Source organism: Chryseobacterium sp. MYb7 (assembly GCF_002979455.1).
Classification (GTDB): Bacteria; Bacteroidota; Bacteroidia; order Flavobacteriales; family Weeksellaceae; genus Chryseobacterium.
The window spans coordinates 120312-142323 of record NZ_PCOU01000004.1; the positions used below are offsets into that span (position 1 = coordinate 120312).

General features: G+C 38.2%; 14 protein-coding genes. 7 read left to right on the plus strand and 7 right to left on the minus strand.

Annotation, left to right across the window (positions count from 1 at the left end):
* Window positions 1-14: 14 nt before the first annotated feature.
* The 3 genes from CQ046_RS05150 (at window position 15) to CQ046_RS05160 (ending at window position 11543) form a co-directional block, all read left to right on the plus strand.
* The gene (locus CQ046_RS05150; protein WP_105701235.1) at window positions 15-2030 is read left to right on the plus strand and encodes a M43 family zinc metalloprotease; all 2016 of its coding nucleotides are present in this window, start codon (window positions 15-17) and stop codon (window positions 2028-2030) included.
* Window positions 2031-2198: 168 nt separating this feature from the next.
* Window positions 2199-6632: a GEVED domain-containing protein gene (locus CQ046_RS05155; RefSeq protein ID WP_165790467.1), complete on the plus strand. Its 4434-nt coding sequence runs from the start codon at window positions 2199-2201 to the stop codon at window positions 6630-6632.
* 231 nt (window positions 6633-6863) lie between these two features.
* Window positions 6864-11543, plus strand: coding sequence for a GEVED domain-containing protein (locus CQ046_RS05160; protein WP_105701237.1), 4680 nt, complete (start codon window positions 6864-6866; stop codon window positions 11541-11543).
* 138 nt (window positions 11544-11681) lie between these two features.
* Here CQ046_RS05160 and coaE read toward each other — a convergent pair whose 3' ends face one another.
* The 4 genes from coaE to ruvB are packed head-to-tail and all read right to left on the minus strand — an operon-like array spanning window position 11682 to window position 14888.
* Window positions 11682-12311: a dephospho-CoA kinase gene (gene coaE, locus CQ046_RS05165; protein ID WP_105701238.1), complete on the minus strand. Its 630-nt coding sequence runs from the start codon at window positions 12309-12311 to the stop codon at window positions 11682-11684.
* Window positions 12312-12320: 9 nt separating this feature from the next.
* A complete protein-coding gene (locus CQ046_RS05170; RefSeq protein ID WP_105701239.1) occupies window positions 12321-13187 on the minus strand; it encodes an MBL fold metallo-hydrolase in 867 nt (288 codons plus the stop codon).
* A 13-nt stretch (window positions 13188-13200) separates the two neighbouring features.
* Window positions 13201-13812, minus strand: a complete 612-nt coding sequence (locus tag CQ046_RS05175) for an FMN-binding negative transcriptional regulator (RefSeq protein WP_105701240.1) — start codon at window positions 13810-13812, stop codon at window positions 13201-13203.
* A 53-nt stretch (window positions 13813-13865) separates the two neighbouring features.
* Window positions 13866-14888, minus strand: coding sequence for a Holliday junction branch migration DNA helicase RuvB (gene ruvB, locus CQ046_RS05180; RefSeq protein WP_047425136.1), 1023 nt, complete (start codon window positions 14886-14888; stop codon window positions 13866-13868).
* Window positions 14889-15149: 261 nt separating this feature from the next.
* Between ruvB and hutI the strand changes: the two genes are divergently transcribed.
* The 4 genes from hutI (at window position 15150) to CQ046_RS05200 (ending at window position 19143) form a co-directional block, all read left to right on the plus strand.
* Window positions 15150-16373 carry an imidazolonepropionase gene (hutI, locus tag CQ046_RS05185; protein ID WP_105701241.1) on the plus strand — a complete coding sequence of 408 codons (1224 nt, stop codon included), beginning with the start codon at window positions 15150-15152 and terminating at the stop codon, window positions 16371-16373.
* A gap of 14 nt (window positions 16374-16387) precedes the next feature.
* Window positions 16388-16789, plus strand: coding sequence for a hypothetical protein (locus CQ046_RS05190; protein ID WP_105701242.1), 402 nt, complete (start codon window positions 16388-16390; stop codon window positions 16787-16789).
* A gap of 8 nt (window positions 16790-16797) precedes the next feature.
* Window positions 16798-17712 (plus strand): formimidoylglutamase, encoded by a 915-nt coding sequence (hutG, locus tag CQ046_RS05195; RefSeq protein WP_105701243.1) that lies wholly within the window; start codon window positions 16798-16800, stop codon window positions 17710-17712.
* A gap of 138 nt (window positions 17713-17850) precedes the next feature.
* Window positions 17851-19143: an aldehyde dehydrogenase family protein gene (locus CQ046_RS05200; protein WP_105701244.1), complete on the plus strand. Its 1293-nt coding sequence runs from the start codon at window positions 17851-17853 to the stop codon at window positions 19141-19143.
* Window positions 19144-19353: 210 nt separating this feature from the next.
* Here CQ046_RS05200 and pyk read toward each other — a convergent pair whose 3' ends face one another.
* Genes pyk through rnc form a run of 3 tightly spaced genes read right to left on the minus strand, consistent with a single transcriptional unit; the run spans window position 19354 to window position 22007 of the window.
* Window positions 19354-20799 (minus strand): pyruvate kinase, encoded by a 1446-nt coding sequence (gene pyk, locus CQ046_RS05205; RefSeq protein ID WP_105701245.1) that lies wholly within the window; start codon window positions 20797-20799, stop codon window positions 19354-19356.
* Window positions 20792-21265 carry an IPExxxVDY family protein gene (locus tag CQ046_RS05210; RefSeq protein WP_105701246.1) on the minus strand — a complete coding sequence of 158 codons (474 nt, stop codon included), beginning with the start codon at window positions 21263-21265 and terminating at the stop codon, window positions 20792-20794. The genes pyk and CQ046_RS05210 overlap by 8 nt, the downstream gene beginning before the upstream one ends.
* On the minus strand, window positions 21243-22007 hold the full coding sequence (rnc, locus tag CQ046_RS05215; RefSeq protein ID WP_105701247.1) for a ribonuclease III: 765 nt from the start codon (window positions 22005-22007) through the stop codon (window positions 21243-21245). Before rnc ends, CQ046_RS05210 begins: the two co-directional genes overlap by 23 nt.
* Between the last annotated feature and the right edge of the window lie 5 nt (window positions 22008-22012).

Genomic DNA, 22012 nt, shown 5'->3' on the forward strand with positions numbered 1-22012 from the left:
TATAAAAATTAAAGATGCAAAAATCTACTACTTCAAAATCACTCTTTTTATTACCTTTATTATGTGCTGGTTTAATGAGCGCACAGAATACTGGCTGGACGGGGCAGAAGAAAGAATCTGTTGCCAAATCTCCACAGGAACTTGCGAAAACTAACGGTTTCGACAGGTGTGGTACAACAGAATATGAAGACTTCTTAAGAAGACATTTTCCGGGAAGACTTACTACAGAGCAGTTTGAAGATTGGTTGAGACCATTAATTCAAAAAGCTAAGAATGAAAAATCACAAAATGGAGGTATTATTACTATTCCTGTAGTTGTTCACGTTATTCATGGTGGACAGGCAGTAGGTACAGCTCCAAATATTGTAGATGAGCAGGTGATGTCTCAGATTACAGTAATGAATCAGGATTACCGTAAACTGACGGGAACTCCAGGATTTAATACAAATGCTGTAGGAGCAGACGTACAAATTCAGTTTGCGTTGGCAAAAGTAGATCCAAACGGAAACCCTACCAATGGAATTGATAGAGTAAACTTATGTCAGTCTTCTTTTAAGAAAGATGCTATTGATGCCTTTGTAAAGCCTGAAACGATTTGGGATCCTACCCAATATATGAATATGTGGAGTGTGGCATTTGCTTCTCCAAATACGAATTTGTTAGGATATGCTCAGTTCCCGGACGGGTCAAACCTTCCAGGATTAGACCCACTGGGTGGATATGGTAAAACAGACGGTGTTGTTGCTAACTTTGCTACATTTGGAACCAGTGATTTAAATACTAATGGTACTTTCTTGTTATCGGCTCCTTATGATAAAGGAAGAACAATGACTCATGAGGTGGGGCACTTTTTAGGATTAAGACACATCTGGGGAGATGCTACTTGTGGAGATGACTACTGTGCAGATACACCTACGGCACACACTTCTAATGGTGGTTGTCCTACTAACATTGCAAGTTGTAATGATCCTTTAGTAATGGAAATGGTTCAAAACTATATGGATTATACCAATGATACCTGTATGAATATCTTTACAATTAATCAAAAAGATAGAATTACAGCGGTTATGAACAATTCTCCTAGAAGAGCTTCGTTGAAGACTTCAGTTAAAGATATCGCGATTCCTTTATTTGCAAATGATGCGGAGGTTAAATTAGAAAGAACTTGTTCAGCAGTTACTTGTTCAGGATCATTGAACGTTCCGGTATCGTTGTTCAACAGAGGAACAGGAGTGCTTACTTCAGCTCAAATCACTTATACAATTAACGGTGTTGCACAAACTCCTTATAACTGGACGGGTAGCCTTGCTCAGGATAAGTCTCAGCTGCTTAGCCTTCCGGTTACGGCGGGTACAATGGGTGGGCCAATGACAATCAGCATTAGTACTGTAAATGGAGGAGCAGATCAAAGAGCTTCCAACAATACAATTAATGATACTTATGTAGGAGGGCCAATGCCAGTTGCTCAGAATGTAGTATTTAATCTTCAGTTAGATTATTACGGATCTGAAACATCCTGGACATTAAAGAACAGTGCAGGAACTACTGTTTATAGTGGAAGTGGTTATGCAGATCAAACAACGGCTGTTCTTCCTGCATTGATTACTCAAAACTGGACATTAAGTACAGATGACTGTTATACTTTCACAATTAATGATTCTTATGGAGACGGTATTGCTCTGGATGGAGGTTATTATAACATCAAAACTACCTCAGGAACTGTTCTGTTATCTGGTGGAAGCTTCACAACTTCTCAAAGAAAAGTGATGAAAGCTCAGACTTTAGGTACAAGTGAAGTTGATAAGAAAAATAACTTTGGAATCTATCCAAACCCTGTAAATGATTTCTTAAATGTTACAAAAGTATCTGCTAAGGCTACATTTGAAATTCATAATGCAGTGGGTCAGCTTGTAAAACAAGGAACAATTGATAACAACAAAGTAAATGTAGGTGAGTTGTTAAGAGGAAATTATATTATTACTGTAAAGGATAATAATATTTCAGAAAACTTTAAATTCATCAAAAAATAAAGATAATCTTTAAATTTTATTAAATCCCCGGGGTCTCTCGGGGATTTCTTTATTTAAAGCATAAGTGGAGATATTATCATTTTTTTTCAAAAAAAACATAAATGTAGCGGTAAATTAATAATAAAAAATGATTAGATTTGTCTGATTAATATTATAATGAAAAACATTATGAAGAAACTCTTTACCTCTTTAATTCTGTTTCTCTGTTTGATTTGCACAGGCTTTGTATCCAAAGTCTCAGCTCAGGCAGGCCAGATCGGGACAGGAACGGGTACCTCAGTGTATCTCCCAATACGTTCCTATTATGGGTATAGTTATTCCCAGCAGATTTATACTGCTTCGGAAGTTTCGACTGCCATTGGTACGTCGACCTATATCACGGCAATAAAGTTTTATTCTACCACCGTTGCAACCTCTCAGGATGTGTATAAGGATTGGGTAGTATACATGGGAAACACCACCCAAAATAACTTTGCCTCCCTTACAAACTGGGTTCCTTTAAGTGCCCTTACTCAGGTATATGCCGGAGTCATACCCACTTTAACAAATGGAAACTGGGTAACTCTTCAATTGGCAACACCATTTTTATGGAATGGAACAGACAATCTTGTGGTTGCTGTAAATGAGAAAACTCCAGGTTATGCATCTTCACCAGGTACAGCTTGGGGATCTTATAATGCAGGAGCAAATAGAGGTATGATTTATTATGAAGATTCTGCAAATCCGGATCCTGCTGCACCACCCGCAGCAAAAGACAGACTTGCTGATATTCCTAGAGTGCAGTTTGAAAGTCATGCGCTGCCGGCTTGTTCAGCAGCACCACCTACTAACATTACGGTTTCAAACCTTACAACAACTTCAGCTAATGTAGGCTGGTATCTATCTGCTGGTGCTACTTATGTTGTAAGATACAGACTTTTATCCGGAGGACCGTGGACTACAATTAATGTCACAACTCCTTTGGTAGGGAACCAGATTATTACTGGATTAACGGAACAGACGGCATACGAAGTTCAGGTAGCTACTGTTTGTGGAGGTTCTACAGGAACCTTCTCTCCAAGTGTAAACTTTACGACCCCGGCATTAAGTTATTGTGCTTCTGCTGCTACAAGTACTTATATAGATGGATATATTGGCCAGGTTGCAGTGAATGCACAGGGTGCGCCTTCCATGCTAAGTAATTCTGGTCAAAGTGGATATACAGACTATAGTACAGATCCTACAAGATTGGTTACTTTGGTAAGAGGTGGTACAGGTACTGTTTCTGTATCGAAAGTATGGCCGGATTATCAGTATAGCTTCTTAACTGGAGTTTGGATTGACTATAACCGTAATGGTGTTTTTGAAGCTTCTGAAAGAGTATTGACTTCACCAAGTAATACAACAACTCCGGTTACAGCAACATTTACGGTACCTACCACTGCAAGTGGAAATGTATATACAGGAAACCTGACGACCAAAATGCGTGTTGTAATGAATGAGTATAGCCCTATTAATGCTTGTGGTACTTATTCTTATGGAGAGACTGAAGATTATGCTGTTAAACTTATTGATTTGTCAGCATGTACTACAGCTCCACCTTCAAACATTACTGTAAATAACATAACTCCTTCTTCAGCTAATGTTACTTGGACGTCAACTACAGGAGCTACTTATATTGTAAGATACAGAGTTTCACCTTCTGGTGCTTGGCAGCAGATTACTGTAAATACTCCTTTAATAAGTAACCAATTACTTACAGGATTATTGGAGCAAACTGCGTACGAAGTTCAGGTAGCTACTGTCTGCGGAGGTACTACAGGTGCCTTCTCACCAAGTGTAAACTTTTCAACTCCGGCTCTTACTTACTGTACAGCAGGTCCTTCAAGCAATACAGCTACAAGTGGCTATATTAATAATGTAACGGTTACTCCAACGAATGCTCCTATTATGTTGAGCAATTCCGTATCAGATAATTATAAAGATTATACAACGGATCCTACAAGAGTCGTTATCTTTGAAAGAGGTTCTGCAAATAATAAAATTTCTGTGAACAAATACTGGCCAGGTACTCCTACATCTTATGGAGTTGCAGCTTGGGTAGATTTTAACAGAAATGGAACATTTGAAACTAGTGAGAAGATTCTGAACAGCACTTATAGTACAACTACTCCTGTTACCGCTACTTTTGCTGTACCAACAGTTGCCAGTGGAAATGTATATACAGGAACTCTTCCTACCCGTATGCGTGTCGTAATGAGATATTTCGATAATGCTAACCCTTGTGGAACATTCACTCAGGGAGAAGTAGAAGATTATCCGGTAAGATTTGTAGATTCTCAACCTTGTACAACTGCTCCTCCAACGGGTATTACAGTAAATAATATTTCTGCCACCAATGCGACTGTATCATGGATTTCTACTGTGGGAGCTACTTATACGGTAAGATGGAGAGTAGCACCAAGTGGAGCATGGCAGACTGCTACCGTTCCTGCAGGTCAGAACTTCTACGGAATTACTGGTCTTACAGAACAGACGAATTATGAAGTTCAGGTTTCTACAACATGTGGAGGAACTACAGGAGCTTATTCATCGTCAGTAGCATTTACAACACCACCATTGGCTTATTGTCAGATGACTGGTTCCGGAACCAATGACCATATTTCGAATGTAACGGTTACCTCTTCGAACCTTGGAGTTCCACCAATGAATAACACTTCAGTACAGACTAACTATACCAGCTATACGACTCCTGAGACCCTTATTACTTTAGACGTCAATTCTCAAAATAATAAAATCTCTGTAGCAAAAGGCTGGACCGGAGCAACCGGAAATGATGCTGTAACTGCATGGCTTGACTTTGACAGAAACGGACAGTTTACTGATGCCGAGAGAATCTTAATTTCTCCTGCCAATACAACGACTCCTGTTACTGCTACTTTTGCAGTTCCGTCAACGGCTTATACAGGACCATTGACTACTACCCTGAGAGTTGTGCTTAAACGTACAAGTGCTCCGGTAATGTGTCAGAATGCAGTAGATGGAGAAGTAGAAGATTATAGAGTAAGAATAAGACCTTGCAGCAATGCAACACCAAATGCACCTACATTTACAACTACGCATACATCAGCTACTGTTACCATCACAGGTGCAGGAGTAAGTTATGTGGTAAGATACAGAGTTCAGGGAACAACAACCTGGACATCAGTATATGCTTCAACACAATTGGGTAACCTTCCATTAGTGATTACCGGATTGACCCCTGCTACAACTTATGAAGTAGATGTAGCTGCTATTTGTGGAGATATTGTAGGAACAGCAACTCCGATCAAGACCTTTACGACAAGATGTGATCCTACACCTCCAAACGTAACAGTAAGTAACATTACTCCAACAACAGCATTGATTACATGGGCTCCGCTAGCAGCAAGTTCTACGTATACGATGAGATGGAGAAAAGTAGGAACTACAACATGGAATATTATAAGTTTACCGGCAGCTCCTGCTAACACTTATGTATTAGGAAGTGCAACTCCACTGGAACCATACACTACGTATGAAGTACAGATTGCTAACCAGTGTAATGGAGAAACCACATTGAATCCATATTCTAATCCTAAAGTATTTACCACAGAAAGAATATGCCAGATTCCTCCTCCGGGATTAACCATTACTCAATTATTGCCTACATCGGCAGAGATTACATGGGATCCTTTCCCAGGAGCAACTTATGTTCTTAGATATAGAAAAGTAGGAATTCCAAGTTGGACAGAAGTACCATCAATAGTAAATAACTTAGTATTGACAGGTCTTACCGAATTAACGAAATACGAGATGCAGGTAGTAAATATCTGTAACGGTACCCCAGGAAACTATACTCCTCCATACTACTTCACGACTCCTACAGTGATCTACTGTAAGATGAAGGCAGGAAGTTCAGTAGGAGAGCATATTTCTAAAGTAACAGTGAAGCCAACTGGTAAGAAAACGATGGAGAACGAATCAGGAGCATCTACGTATACTGATTACACAGGAGTTCCTAAAACATTCATCGAAATGATTCAGGGATCTACAGATAATGAGATCATCATTGAGAAAAAATGGACAGGAACTACTTACAACGAAGGAATTGCTGTATGGATTGACTTCAACAGAAACGGGGAGTTTGATATTAACGAAAGAGTATTTACTTCTTCACCGAATTCAAACAGCCCTGTATCCGGGAAGTTCAATGTACCCGCCGATGCATTCGTAAGTATGACAGATTACAAGTATGTTGTGATGAGAGTAGCGATGTCAAGAGATGGTATCCCTGTAAACTGTACAGACTTTAAGAACGGAGAAGTAGAGGATTATACAGTGAGAATCTCAAAACCAATTGCGTCTAATCCAATTGATCAGACAAGTATCATGATTTATCCAAACCCTGTAAGTTCCGTATTGTTTGTGAAGAATATCAGCAAGAGAGCTAAATATACGATCTACAATGCAGCAGGACAGGTAATCGCCAATGGTATCTTACTGAACAACCAGATCAATGTAAGCAAATTGATTAACGGTGTTTATGTAATCGATATCGAAGATAACGGTAACACTGTTCAGAAGAAATTTATCAAAGAATAGATAAGTTTAAATTTCAAATAGAATAAGCCTCCAGCAGTGGAGGCTTATTTTTTTATAAAAATTACTGATTTTCTTTGTGAATTTCGATTAAATCACTGTTTTAAAGTATGAAAGAATAATTAGAGTTATTCTTTTATTAGTATATGTTAATGATTTACTGAATCTAATTGGTTATTGATAAAAATATGATTAATTTTGTAAAGATTAACATATATATCTAACCAAAACATTATGAAGAAACTCTTTACCTCTTTAATTCTGTTTCTCGGTTTGATCTTTGGGCTCTCATTACATGCCCAGGTCGTAACCATTGGAACAGGAACCAGTACGCAGCGATATCCTTTGACGCCCTACTATGGGTATCAGAGATCTGCATCGCTATATACTGCTGCAGAAATAAACACTCCTGGTGGAGGAAGTATCTTATCCGTAGGATGGGAGGCTACCACAACCATGAACATTACCTTCCCGGTAAAAGTTTATTTAAAATCCGTACCATCCACTACTACAGCTATCACAGCTCAAAACTGGAATACGGTAACTACTGGAGCTACCTTAGTATATAGTGCAAACGTAACCAGCCTTGCGGTTGGGTGGAATACGCTTCAATTACAGCTTCCATACAATTACAATGGAACGGATAACCTAATGGTTTTAGTAGAAACCAATTATGGAGGATCCGGAGGAGGCTCCGGAACTGCTGGAGCAGGCTTTAAGTATAGTACTGCAACTGCAAGCCATATGTATTTCGAAGCTGATACTACAGCACCTGCAGGGAATGGAACAGTAAGCGCGAACAGACCTAATGTTCGATTAACTTTTGGTACACCGCCTACATGCTTACCAATGCCTCCGGGCGGAACTTTATCTACAGGAACAATAACACCTACAAGTGCAGTATTGAACTGGACAGCATATTCATCTGTACCTGCAGGAGGATATGATATCTACTACAGTACCACAAACACTGCTCCTACAGCAGCAACGGTACCATCACAAAACGTTCCTGCCGGAACCACAGCAACTCTTTCTCCATTAGTGCCTAACACAACGTACTATGCATGGGTAAGAGCAAAATGTAGTGCTACAGACCAGAGTACATGGTCTGGACCTGTAACAATTACTACACCTCCAACATGTCCGCCTATGCCTGCAACCGGATCATTATCTATTGGTACGGTAACACCTACAAGTGCAGTATTGAACTGGACGGCTTTTGGATATGTACCAGCAGGAGGATATGACATTTATTACAGTACAAGCAACACAGCTCCAACAGGGGCAACGGTACCGTCACAAAACGTTCCATCCGGAACTACAGCAACACTTTCTCCACTCACTCCAAACACGACATATTATGCGTGGGTAAGAGCAAGATGTAGTGCAACAGATCAAAGTGCATGGAAAGGACCTCTTTCTTTCTATACAGGATATTGTATACCTACAGGAGGAACTTCTAGTACTTCATATTATCTGAATAATATTACAACTACAGGTGGTATTGCCAACTTGAATTATACAGCAAACAGTTATACGGCCTATGTCAATAATTCTGCTACAGTCCTTTCAGCAATCCCGAGTACCTCTGTAACAGTGAATCTGGCTGCTTCCGGAAGCAGCACTTATTATTATTATATCTGGGTTGACTGGAATAATGATATGAACTTCAACGGACCTGGCGAAACTATTCTTGCCACTACTACATATGCAGGAACTGCTACAGGTACTATTCCGATTACAGCAGGACAGGCGCCGGGTAATTACAGAGTAAGAATGGGAACATCATGGTCTGGAAACCCAACTTCTTGCGGGCCGGCTCCTTACGGTAATTTCGTAGATTTTACATTAAACGTAATTGCTTTACAACCATGTTCGGCTGCACCGCCAAGTAATATAGCGGTTTCAAACCTTACAGCAAGTACAGCTCTTGTATCATGGATCCCTGCAATAGGGGCAACGTATACATTGAGATATAAAAAAGTAACTGATGCTACATGGACCACAATTAATATTACAACTCCGCTTACAAGCAGCCAGTTATTAAGTAATTTAGTAGATCAGACTGCATACGAAGTTCAGGTAGCTACTATTTGTGGAGGTACTACAGGTGCCTTCTCACCAAGTGTGAACTTTACAACTCCGGCTCTTACTTATTGTACAGCTAACCCTACGGGTAATACAGGAACAAGCGGATATATTAATAATGTAACGGTTACTCCGACAAATGCTCCTATTATGTTTAATAATTCGGGATCGGATGGTTACAAGGATTATACAACAGATGCTACGAAAATGATCATCCTGGAAAGAGGTTCAGGAAATACGAATAAAATTTCTGTGAACAAATACTGGCCAGGTTCCAGCAGTTCTTATGGAATTTCAGCTTGGATCGATTTTAACAGAAATGGAACATTTGAAACTAGTGAGAGGGTTCTGAATACTACAGCCAGCACAACTACTCCTGTAACCGCTACTTTCCCTGTACCTACAATTGCCAGTGGAAATGTATATACAGGAACTCAGCCAACCCGTATGCGTGTTGTAATGAGTACAAGTAGTACGAACAATCCTTGTGGAACATTTACTCAGGGAGAAGTAGAAGATTATCCGGTAAGATTTGTAGATTCTCAACCTTGTACAACTGCTCCTCCAACGGGTATTACAGTAAATAATATTTCTGCCACCAATGCGACTGTATCATGGATTTCTACTGTGGGAGCTACTTATACGGTAAGATGGAGAGTAGCACCAAGTGGAGCATGGCAGACTGCTACCGTTCCTGCAGGTCAGAACTTCTACGGAATTACTGGTCTTACAGAACAGACGAATTATGAAGTTCAGGTTTCTACAACATGTGGAGGAACTACAGGAGCTTATTCATCGTCAGTAGCATTTACAACACCACCATTGGCTTATTGTCAGATGACTGGTTCCGGAACCAATGACCATATTTCGAATGTAACGGTTACCTCTTCGAACCTTGGAGTTCCACCAATGAATAACACTTCAGTACAGACTAACTATACCAGCTATACGACTCCTGAGACCCTTATTACTTTAGACGTCAATTCTCAAAATAATAAAATCTCTGTAGCAAAAGGCTGGACCGGAGCAACCGGAAATGATGCTGTAACTGCATGGCTTGACTTTGACAGAAACGGACAGTTTACTGATGCCGAGAGAATCTTAATTTCTCCTGCCAATACAACGACTCCTGTTACTGCTACTTTTGCAGTTCCGTCAACGGCTTATACAGGACCATTGACTACTACCCTGAGAGTTGTGCTTAAACGTACAAGTGCTCCGGTAATGTGTCAGAATGCAGTAGATGGAGAAGTAGAAGATTATAGAGTAAGAATAAGACCTTGCAGCAATGCAACACCAAATGCACCTACATTTACAACTACGCATACATCAGCTACTGTTACCATCACAGGTGCAGGAGTAAGTTATGTGGTAAGATACAGAGTTCAGGGAACAACAACCTGGACATCAGTATATGCTTCAACACAATTGGGTAACCTTCCATTAGTGATTACCGGATTGACCCCTGCTACAACTTATGAAGTAGATGTAGCTGCTATTTGTGGAGATATTGTAGGAACAGCAACTCCGATCAAGACCTTTACGACAAGATGTGATCCTACACCTCCAAACGTAACAGTAAGTAACATTACTCCAACAACAGCATTGATTACATGGGCTCCGCTAGCAGCAAGTTCTACGTATACGATGAGATGGAGAAAAGTAGGAACTACAACATGGAATATTATAAGTTTACCGGCAGCTCCTGCTAACACTTATGTATTAGGAAGTGCAACTCCACTGGAACCATACACTACGTATGAAGTACAGATTGCTAACCAGTGTAATGGAGAAACCACATTGAATCCATATTCTAATCCTAAAGTATTTACCACAGAAAGAATATGCCAGATTCCTCCTCCGGGATTAACCATTACTCAATTATTGCCTACATCGGCAGAGATTACATGGGATCCTTTCCCAGGAGCAACTTATGTTCTTAGATATAGAAAAGTAGGAATTCCAAGTTGGACAGAAGTACCATCAATAGTAAATAACTTAGTATTGACAGGTCTTACCGAATTAACGAAATACGAGATGCAGGTAGTAAATATCTGTAACGGTACCCCAGGAAACTATACTCCTCCATACTACTTCACGACTCCTACAGTGATCTACTGTAAGATGAAGGCAGGAAGTTCAGTAGGAGAGCATATTTCTAAAGTAACAGTGAAGCCAACTGGTAAGAAAACGATGGAGAACGAATCAGGAGCATCTACGTATACTGATTACACAGGAGTTCCTAAAACATTCATCGAAATGATTCAGGGATCTACAGATAATGAGATCATCATTGAGAAAAAATGGACAGGAACTACTTACAACGAAGGAATTGCTGTATGGATTGACTTCAACAGAAACGGGGAGTTTGATATTAACGAAAGAGTATTTACTTCTTCACCGAATTCAAACAGCCCTGTATCCGGGAAGTTCAATGTACCCGCCGATGCATTCGTAAGTATGACAGATTACAAGTATGTTGTGATGAGAGTAGCGATGTCAAGAGATGGTATCCCTGTAAACTGTACAGACTTTAAGAACGGAGAAGTAGAGGATTATACAGTGAGAATCTCAAAACCAATTGCGTCTAATCCAATTGATCAGACAAGTATCATGATTTATCCAAACCCTGTAAGTTCCGTATTGTTTGTGAAGAATATCAGCAAGAGAGCTAAATATACGATCTACAATGCAGCAGGACAGGTAATCGCCAATGGTATCTTACTGAACAACCAGATCAATGTAAGCAAATTGATTAACGGTGTTTATGTAATCGATATCGAAGATAACGGTAACACTGTTCAGAAGAAATTTATCAAAGAATAGATAAGTTTAAATTTCAAATAGAATAAGCCTCCAGCAGTGGAGGCTTATTTTTTATACTATGATATCAAGGAATTATTCCTCAGAAGTTATTTTTTAACAGAAAAAAACTCGTTAGAAAAGTTTCCAACGAGTTCTTATTTATTCAATACTGAAAATTACTTTTTCAGTCTGTTCTTTTAATTCTTCCAGATTGGTGTTGTTATAGACGATACAATCTGCCATTTTAATTTTATCCCTTTCAGGCATCTGTTTTTCCATGACAGCCTCTACCTCACGATAGGTTTTATTATCCCTGTCCATTACTCTTTTAATTCTGATATTATCCTCAGCAGTTACCAAAAGAGATTTATAACATTGTCTGTTAAGCTTTAATTCAAACAAAAGAGCAGTTTCTTTGAAGACCAAATACTTGCTTTGTTTCTTTACCCAGTTTTCAAAATCAATCTTTACTGCAGGATGTATGATTTCGTTTAAATGCTGAAGCAGATCTCTATTACTGAAAACCTTATCGGCAACAAATTTTCTGTCATACAATCCATTTTCATCATAAGAATCTTCGCCCAGAAGTTCTTTGATTTTTATTTTCAGATCCTCGCTTTCATTAACGATTGCTTTAGCTCTGTCATCGGAATAATAAACCGGGAAACCAAATTCCTCTATAAAATGGGCTACTGTGGTTTTTCCTGAACCTATTCCGCCTGTTAAACCTATGATCTTGGGTGCTGGTTCCGGTTCCGCCTGTTGTGTTTCTGAATGTAATTCTTCCATGATTAAAAATTAATATCCAAAAATATCATTAAAGCTAAACGTTTCATCAAGTCTCACTCCTTTTTCGGTCATTTTAAGACTTGCAAGTTCATTGTGAGCATCATGTTCAAAGAACAGTAAATATTCATTATCTACACACTGCTTCAGGAACTTTGCTTTCTCTTCCATTGTTAAAAGAGGTCTGGTATCATATCCCATCACATATACCGGGTTGATATGTCCTGCCGTAGGAATAAGGTCTGCAGCAAAAACAACAGTTTTTTCCTGGTATTGAATTACCGGAAGCATTTGTTTTTCCGTATGACCGTCTACAAAGATGACATCCATCTTCAGATCCGGAGCAAAGCCATAATTTCCGGTAGTAGGAAGAGGTAGATAGTTAAGCTGACCACTTTCCTGCATCGGCATAATATTTTCCTTCAGGAAGCTTGCTTTTTCTCTTGCATTAGGCTCTGTTGCCCATTGCCAGTGGTTTTCATTCGTCCAGAAGTTGGCATTTTTGAAGGCTGGTCTGTATCCGGTTCTGTCGTCATTCCATTCGATAGCACCACCACAGTGATCGAAATGAAGGTGAGTAAGGAATACATCCGTAATATCCTCCTTTATAAAGCCATATTTTTTAAGATTTTTATCAAGAGAATCATCTCCCCAAAGAGAATAATGTCCGAAAAATTTATCATCCTGTTTGTTACCAAGACCGCAGTCTACCAGGATTAGTTTTTTTCCGTCTTCAATAAGCAGGGAACGGGTTCCCAGCTCGATTAGGTTTTTTTCGTCTGCAGGATTCGTTTTTTCCCACAAACTCTTTGGGACGACTCCGAACATAGCACCGCCGTCCAGTTTAAATTTTCCACATTGTATTGGATATAACTTCATATGTATATTTTGATTATTTTTTTATTGCTTTCATTTTCTCAGCAATTTTTCTTGCGTTATCATCAGATTGCTCAAGTTGAGTAATGATATTGTTAAAATCATTCTCTTTTCTGTTCTGAGAAAGTTTTTGTTTGATAAATATTTCGGTTGGAATTATTTTAATCCCAAAAGCTCCCTTCATTTCCTTTTCCACAAATTCTCTTCCCATATCTTTCACCATCATTGGACATTGCTGGAAAATTTCGTATTTGGATGTTAATTTATCCAAATGGGCATACAGTTCATCGTGGTTCATTAATTCAACTTTTCCATGGATTTGTACCGCTTCATAATTCCAGGTGGAAACATTAATATGATCATACCAGCTGCTGGATATATAAGTATGAGCACCTAAAAAATCACAAAGAACTTCATCACCGTTTTTTAAGGTTTTAGCCTGCGGATTGGCCCTTGAAATATGAGTTTCAACATAAATATTTTCAGGATCATCTTCATTGAGCATCATCATAGAATGAGTGGCTCTTATCTTATCAACAGAAGAGATCAGTAATGCAAAAGAATTTTCCTTGATGATATTTCTCATCACATCAAAATCTTCACTTCTGTATAATTTCGGTATAAACATATAAACTAAAATAAATTCTTATTAACCTTAAACCTAGAATTCAAAACTTTGAATTAAAATAGCTCTCCCGGATTTTTAGGTCTTGTAATATTTAAATGTTTGTAAGCCTTGTCGGTAACTTCTCTTCCTCTCGGAGTTCTGATAATAAATCCTTCCTGGATCAAAAAGGGTTCATAAACTTCTTCCAGAGTTTCCGGATTTTCGGCAATGGAAGTTGCCAAAGCAGAAATACCTACCGGCTTTCCTTTAAAATTTTCAATCATGACACGCATGATCTTATTGTCCATTTCATCCAGCCCGAATTCATCTACATTCAGAGAATTTAATGCGTATTTGGTAATATTGATCTCAATTTCACCATTCCCTTTGATCTCCGCGAAATCACGTACTCTTCTTAATAATGCATTCGCAATCCTAGGCGTTCCACGGCTTCTTCTTGCAATTTCAATGGCAGCATCTTCATAAATAACCACTCCTAAAACCCTTGCACTTCTCTGAATAATTGTTGACAAAAGCTCAATAGAGTAGTATTCCAGCCTGCTTTGAATCCCAAATCGTGCAAGCATTGGCTTTGTAAGCATACCACTTCTTGTAGTAGCACCTACCAATGTAAAAGGATTCAGTCCAATTTGTACACTTCTGGCATTGGGACCTGTCTCCAGCATAATATCAATCTTATAATCTTCCATCGCTGAATACAGATATTCCTCTACTACAGGAGAAAGACGGTGAATTTCATCAATGAAAAGAACGTCATTTTCTTCCAGATTAGTCAATAAACCAGCTAAACTTCCAGGTTTGTCCAGTACAGGACCTGAAGTAATCTTACAGTTTACTCCAAGCTCATTCGCGATAATATTGGCTAACGTTGTTTTACCCAATCCCGGAGGACCATGTAATAAAACATGATCTAGCGCTCCGCCACGTCTTTTAGCAGCGGTAACAAAAACCTCAAGGTTCTCCAGCGTCTTTCTCTGTCCCGCAAAATCTTTAAAGCTCTGGGGACGGATCTGTTCTTCCTGCATCAGCTCCTCTCGTGAGTAGTTTTCCTTATCTGGATGTAAAAAATCTGGCATTAATTCATTTCATTTACTTCAAAGATAGCAAATTTCGAGTAAGGTTGAAGGGCAGATTGAGAAAACGTTAAGATTGATACAGAGGTTTAAGGCAAGGTTGAAAATGAGAACAGCTAAGATTTAAATAATTGGGATATTTTAAGTATTTTTGAGAGGAGAAATTATTAATAAAAATTAATAAAATTTTGAATGTTTAGAAAACAAGTGTTGAAAGAAGAATCAATCAGCATGAATCTAAATATTACGACTAACTTTAAATAAATGAAATTAATAGGACCATTTAAGCAAGTGGTAACGCTTGCTAACTTACCATTAAGAGGAAAACTTTCCGATGAACAACTGGAAATTATTGTAGACGGAGGAATTGTAGTAGATCAGAATACCATTCAGAAAGTTGGACATTTTGAAACATTAAGAACAGAAAATCCCAGCATAGAAATTGAACAGATTGAAGGAGAACAGATTGTTCTTCCTGCTTTTATAGATTCACATACCCATATCTGCTTCGGAGGAAACCGTGCCAATGATTTTGCCATGCGTAATGCGGGGAAAACCTATCTGGAAATTGCAGAAAGCGGCGGTGGAATCTGGAGTTCCGTACAGCATACAAGAAATGCTTCAGAAGAAGAATTATTGAAAACTCTGGTAGAAAGAATCAACTTTTTGGTTGATCTGGGAATTACAACTATTGAAGTGAAGAGCGGTTACGGCCTGGATGTGGAAAATGAGCTGAAAATGCTTAGAATTATTAAAAAAGCACAAAATGAAACTAAAGCAACTTTAGTTCCTACTTGTCTTTCCGCCCATTTAAAACCAAGAGATTTTGAAGGAAGCAACCCTGAGTATCTTGAATATATCATCACAGAAATTTTACCAAAAGTAAAAGAAGAAGGATTGGCGAATAGAGTAGACATTTTTATTGAAAAGTCCGCATTTCAGCCTGAAGAAAGTAAAGAATTCTTACTTAGAGCAAAAGGATTGGGCTTTGAAATTACGGTTCATGCAGATCAGTTTACCCCAGGAAGCTCAAGAATTGCGGTAGAAGTGGGAGCGAAATCTGCAGACCATCTGGAAGCAACAATAGATGAAGATATTCAATTTCTGGCAGAGTCTGATACAGTGGCAACAGCTCTTCCGGGGGCAAGTTTAGGATTGGGTGAGAAGTTTACTCCGGCAAGAAAATTATTAGATGCAGGAGCTATTGTAGCCATCGCAAGTGACTGGAATCCAGGTTCTGCGCCCATGGGGAATTTAATTACCCAGGCATCTATTTTAGCCACTTTCCAGAAGCTTACTACCGCCGAAGTATTGGCAGGGATGACTTTCCGTGCTGCTTATGCATTGAATCTTGAAGACAGAGGGCAATTGGAAGCCGGAAAAAAAGCTGATTTTGTCACATTCAAAACCAATAATTTCCAGAACGTACTTTATAATCAAGGAAGCTTGAATGCGGAGTGTGTCTATATTAATGGAAATAAAAAGTAGTAAAAGATACAACCATGAAAATTAAATTAGAAGAGGTTAAAGAAAAATATGTCTCTCTTGGTGTTCCTGAAAAAAATGTTGAATATGCATTAAATGCTGTAAAAACAGGTACGAAGAAAGATTTTATTATGAAGAATTTGACTTCAGATATTAGAAAAGTGGATGCCACAACAGCCAATAATATGCTGGATGAAATGTTTGCTGCAAACGGAGGAGAGTTTAAACATGAAAATAGAGGAGGATATCTTTACTCTACCTTTTACTTAATAGCTATTGTTGCTTTAGGTATTGTGACTTTTTATTTTAGTAAAGAAAATAGAAGCATGCAATTTAAATTTGGTGGTGCTTTATTACTGTTTATAGTTTTATTTTTCAGAACATTTATACCTACTATCAGAGGTAGGTTTAGAGAATAATTTAGATTATGATTTGGCAAGGCAGATTGGACGGAGAAGAACTTCTCTATCACAGATTATTTCAAAGAGTAAAAGAAGAACATAATTACGACATTATTTCTACAGGAGATTTTGCTTTGCATGGTTTTGCTGTAGATGAAGGAGTAAGAAGAAATAAAGGTCGTCAGGGAGCAAAAGATGCCCCGAATGTGATCAGGAAAAACATGTCTAATTTCCCAGTGATTCTTCCGGATTTTTCAATGCTGGATTTTGGGAATGTTACCTGTGAAGACGGTAATCTGGAAAATACTCAGAATAACCTTGCCAAAAATGTCTCAAAAGTCCTTTTAAAAGGAGGAAAATCCCTTGTTTTAGGCGGTGGGCATGAAGTTACCTATGCTCATTATTTAGGCGTTAAAACAGCCTTTCCGGAACAGAAAATAGGGATTATTAATATTGATGCCCATTTTGATAACCGACAGCCGGAAAAAGGAGTAGGTCCAAGTTCAGGAACAGGATTCTGGCAGATTGCTCAGGAAGGTCCTATTAATTCTTTGCATATCGGAATTCAGAGAAACTCCAATACGTTGAAGCTTTTCGATACAGCCCATCAGTATGGGATGAAATATATCCTGGCAGATGAGCTATTTTTTGAAAATCTTACTTCCATCTATCAGCGTATTGATGAACTGCTGGACAATGTAGATTATGCCTATCTTACCATTTGCATGGATGTTTTTAATGCATCAATCGCTCCAGGAGTTTCAGCTGCAGCTTATAATGGTATCTTTGCAGATGCTGCGTTTATGCATTTTTACAGGCATATCTTAAAAAATAAAAAATTGGTGGCATTGGATGTAGCGGAAGTTAACCCTTCTTTCGATATCCAGGACAGAACCGCAAGACTGGCAGCATGTCTTGTGAATGAATGGCTAATGATGTAAGAGAAATTTATATTCTTCCGATAGAGAAAATCATTATTTTATTAACCCTTAAGGAATGGAATTTGCTGATTTCACCGTGCTTTTAAAATAAAAGCGCTCATAAATTCATTAGTTGAATTTAAAACAGAAATTTATATTATGGAACAATTAATTGAAAGCAAGCTTATTAAAGCAGATAAAGCGTTTTCAGTGTGGAGAAAAGTGCCGTTTGAGGAAAGGCAGAAGTTAATTGCAAAAGCAGCGGAAATTTTAAAGAATAATTCGGAGAAATTTGGAAAAATAATTACAACAGAGATGAATAAACCCATTTCAGAATCTATTGCTGAAGTGGAAAAGTGTGCTTTAATGATGAATTATTATGCAGCCGCTGAGAATATTTTACAACCCGAAAAAGTAGAATCAGAATTTGCTTATTCTGAAGTTCACTATGCTCCGAAAGGAGTAATCTTAGGCGTAATGCCTTGGAATTTTCCTTTTTGGCAGGTACTGAGATTTGCTACTCCTGCTATTTTAGCAGGTAATACAATTGTTTTGAAGCATGCTTCAATTTGTTTCGGAAGTGGAAATGCCATTGAAGAAGTTCTTTTGGAAGCAGGTTTTCCGGAAGATGTTTTTCAGAATCTTGAAGTAGGGCATAAGGCTGTAAAAGAAATCCTTGAGCATGATGCTGTAAGAGGAGTAAGTCTTACAGGGAGCGGAAAAGCTGGAGGTGAAGTAGCTTCAATTGCTGGTTTAAATATCAAAAAATCTTTGCTTGAATTAGGTGGAAGCGATGCTTTTATCATTTTCGAAGATGCAAACCTTGAGGAGGCAGCAAAAGCCGGAGCGAAATCCAGACTTCAAAACTGCGGACAAACCTGTACAGCAGCCAAAAGATTTATCATTGATGAAAAAATCGAAGATAAGTTTTTACCTATATTCATTGAAGAATATAAAAAATATGAGATTGGAGATCCTTTAGATAAAGAAACCAAACTGGCTGGTATGGCAAGACCGGATCTTGCTGATGAATTGGAAGCTCAGTTCAACAGAGCGTTGGAAAACGGTGCGGAAATCATCATTCCTCTGGAAAGAGTTTCTGAAAATGAATTTAAACCAGGTTTAATCAGGGTTCAGGAAGGAAATCCGATTTTAAAGGAAGAACTTTTCGGGCCTCTTGGTATGATTATGATTGCGAAGAATGATGAAGAAGCTTTACAGATGGCTAATGATATTCCTTTCGGGCTTTCCAATTCGGTATGGACAAAAAACAAAGACCGTCAGTTGTTCTTCATTGAAAACCTTGAGTCAGGAACCGTTAATATTAACCGTATGACGAGTTCTGATCCACGTTTTCCTTTCGGAGGGTCAAAGGCATCAGGATATGGGACAGAACTGTCTTTATTGGCTTTAAAAGAATTTGTAACGGCTAAGACCATTGTAGGTAATTAAATAGGTATGGATGTCATTCCGAGGAGCCGAGGAATCTCAGATATTCTTCACTTCACCCCGTTTTGTTCTGAATGACAACATTCCCCATTTATAAAAATAAAAACTCCCGGAAATTGATTTCCGGGAGTTTTTTTATATGTTTTGACAAAAAGTAACTTTGCTTATTGCTTATTGCTTATTGCTTATTGCTTATTGCTTATTGCTTATTGCTTATACTGTAGTCAGTCTCAACGTATTCGTTTTTCCACCTTCGTAAGATGGAGTTGCATTGATGTTGATTACGAAATCTCCTGATTCAATATAACCGTAGTTATGTGTCAGCATATTTACCTGGATGATTGTTTCATCAGTAGATTTCTTCATATCATAATAGTATGCATGAACACCCCAAAGAAGATTCAGCATAGCAATCACTCTTCTGTTACCACTATATACGATGATATGAGAGTTTGGTCTGTGTGCTGCAAGCTGGAAGGCCGTATACCCAGAATGAGTAAGTGTTACAATAGCAGAAACGTTGGTTGTTTTAGCAATTCTTACTGCCGCAAGACAAACCCTGTTAGTAATGAATCTCTCATCAATACAGTTGTAATCTTTCTCGATTGGCTCATTTTTGTGTTGATAAAAATGAGTGGTTTCGATATTCTTTACAATTTTAGCCATGTTTTCCACAACCTGTACCGGATATCTACCTACAGAAGTTTCTCCGGAAAGCATTACCGCATCAGCTCCGTCCAATACAGAGTTAGCAACGTCATTTACTTCCGCTCTTGTTGGTGTTAAGCTGTTGATCATCGTTTCCATCATCTGAGTAGCGATGATTACCGGCTTAGAATAGAATCTTGCTTTTTCTACAAGATTTTTCTGGATAGCAGGAACTTCTTCCATTGGAACTTCCACTCCAAGGTCTCCACGAGCAACCATTAATCCGTCACATTCAAGAAGGATTTCCTCGATATTTTTAACACCTTCAGGTTTTTCAATCTTCGCAATAATCGGAGTCTTGAATTTACCGTTTGGATGACTTGCAATTAATTCTTTTAGGTCAATGATGTCCTGTGCGTGACGTACGAAAGAAAGGGCAATCCAGTCTACCTCCATGTCAAGCATGAAATTAGCATCCTGAACATCCTTTTCTGTCAAAGCAGGAAGAGAAACATTCGTATTAGGAAGGTTAACCCCTTTTTTAGAACTTAACGGACCTCCTTGAATGGTTTTCGCTTTTACAGTATCTTTTTCATTGGTTTCGATAACCTCCAACATTAGTTTCCCATCATCAATAAGGATTCTTTCTCCTACTTTTACATCTTGTGGAAACTGTTGATAAGTCATGTACACCTTTGTGGAATCTCCCTCCATCTTTTCATTGGTGAAAGTAAGAATATCACCTGGATTCAGGTAAGACCCTTCCTTTACGACTCCCACTCTCAGCTTAGGTCCCTGAAGATCTCCCAGGATTCCTACTGAATAACCATACTCGCTGTTGAGCTCTCTAATTATTTCAATATTTTTTCGAACTAAGTCGTAATCTGCATGGGAAAAATTTATTCTGAAAATATCAACACCCGCTTTCATTAAATCTAACATTACCTCCTTCGACGATGAAGCAGGCCCTAGTGTTGCGATAATTTTTGTCTTCTTTAAATACTTATTCATAATACTGGATAATTTGATAAAGTTCCTCTTCAGAACTCAGTGTATAATCTTGAATTGGAAACACAAGATTTTCAGGGAGCAAAATTACGGAAAAATCAGGAAACTGTTCCGAACTATGCAGAATATATTCCACATCTACCTGATTATTTAATAAAAATTTAATGTTTTCTTCTTCTGTAAAGAGTTCTGTCTGAATTTTTTTTTGCTTACTTTCAGAAGATTTATTAGAAATGAAGGTAAAACAGGTCTTTGAAAACTTGTGGTAGGCCTCATATCTTGGAAAAAAATAATCATAATACCCCCCATGAAAGACAAGATCTTTCTTTCTTGAAAAACTGAGGTCGTTGGTTTGATTTATTTTATAGAAAAACTCATGAGCAGGTATATCTTTGGCTAATCTTACCAATCCTATGGCAATATCTTCAAATTCTATATCATCAAGATCATAAAGTTTTTGGATTTCCAAGTATATTTTCTTTTTTATTTAAAATATAAAATGCCCTCTGTGCTGCCTTTTCCTCTGCTTTCTTCTTGGAAGTCTCTGTTGCGTTTGCAATTTTTTCGTCTCCCAGCCATACATGGCACCTGAATATGACAGATTTATTAACTTGTATTTCCTCGCAGGTTTCGTACTTTATATTGACCTTCTTCTTCTGGCTCCATTCTAACAGGAGACCTTTATAGCTTACAATTTTGTTTTCAAGCTTATTGATTTCGGAAGGGGTCAGCAATTTTTCCAAAATAATCCTTTTACAGGTATCATAATGGAAGTCTAAATATACGGCACCGATTAAAGCTTCAAATAAATTTCCGGAGATATTCTCACCCAAAGCTGAAGAACTGTCTTGCTTTTGCAAAAGGCTTGTAAGCTTGAGGTCTTCTCCTAATTTATTGAGATTTTTCCTATTAACAATCTTAGATTTCATTTGTGTCAGATATCCCTCATTGGCCTGAGGGTAGGTCTGGAACAAATGACAAGAAATAATTGTACCCAAAACAGAATCTCCCAAAAATTCAAGTCTTTCGTAGTTGCTGTCTTGATTTTTAGAAGAATTTTTCAAAGAAAAAGCTTCGCGGTAAAGAGCAATATTTTGTACCTCTGTACCCAATACTTTTTTAAGTTCGGTACTAAGAAAATACTCTCTCTCCGTTAGTTGTCTTTTTCTTTTTTTGAGAAGGAATTTAGAAAAGTATTTCTGTAACTCCATTCATT

Coding starts and splice junctions, on each gene's coding strand:
- pyk (WP_105701245.1), bottom strand. CDS start 20,799: ATGAATAAGTATTTAAAGAAGACAAAAATTATCGCAACACTAGGGCCT.
- CQ046_RS05190 (WP_105701242.1), top strand. CDS start 16,388: ATGAAAATTAAATTAGAAGAGGTTAAAGAAAAATATGTCTCTCTTGGT.
- rnc (WP_105701247.1), bottom strand. CDS start 22,007: ATGGAGTTACAGAAATACTTTTCTAAATTCCTTCTCAAAAAAAGAAAA.
- hutI (WP_105701241.1), top strand. CDS start 15,150: ATGAAATTAATAGGACCATTTAAGCAAGTGGTAACGCTTGCTAACTTA.
- CQ046_RS05150 (WP_105701235.1), top strand. CDS start 15: ATGCAAAAATCTACTACTTCAAAATCACTCTTTTTATTACCTTTATTA.
- CQ046_RS05175 (WP_105701240.1), bottom strand. CDS start 13,812: ATGTTTATACCGAAATTATACAGAAGTGAAGATTTTGATGTGATGAGA.
- CQ046_RS05200 (WP_105701244.1), top strand. CDS start 17,851: ATGGAACAATTAATTGAAAGCAAGCTTATTAAAGCAGATAAAGCGTTT.
- ruvB (WP_047425136.1), bottom strand. CDS start 14,888: ATGCCAGATTTTTTACATCCAGATAAGGAAAACTACTCACGAGAGGAG.
- coaE (WP_105701238.1), bottom strand. CDS start 12,311: ATGGAAGAATTACATTCAGAAACACAACAGGCGGAACCGGAACCAGCA.
- CQ046_RS05160 (WP_105701237.1), top strand. CDS start 6,864: ATGAAGAAACTCTTTACCTCTTTAATTCTGTTTCTCGGTTTGATCTTT.
- CQ046_RS05170 (WP_105701239.1), bottom strand. CDS start 13,187: ATGAAGTTATATCCAATACAATGTGGAAAATTTAAACTGGACGGCGGT.
- CQ046_RS05155 (WP_165790467.1), top strand. CDS start 2,199: ATGAAGAAACTCTTTACCTCTTTAATTCTGTTTCTCTGTTTGATTTGC.
- hutG (WP_105701243.1), top strand. CDS start 16,798: ATGATTTGGCAAGGCAGATTGGACGGAGAAGAACTTCTCTATCACAGA.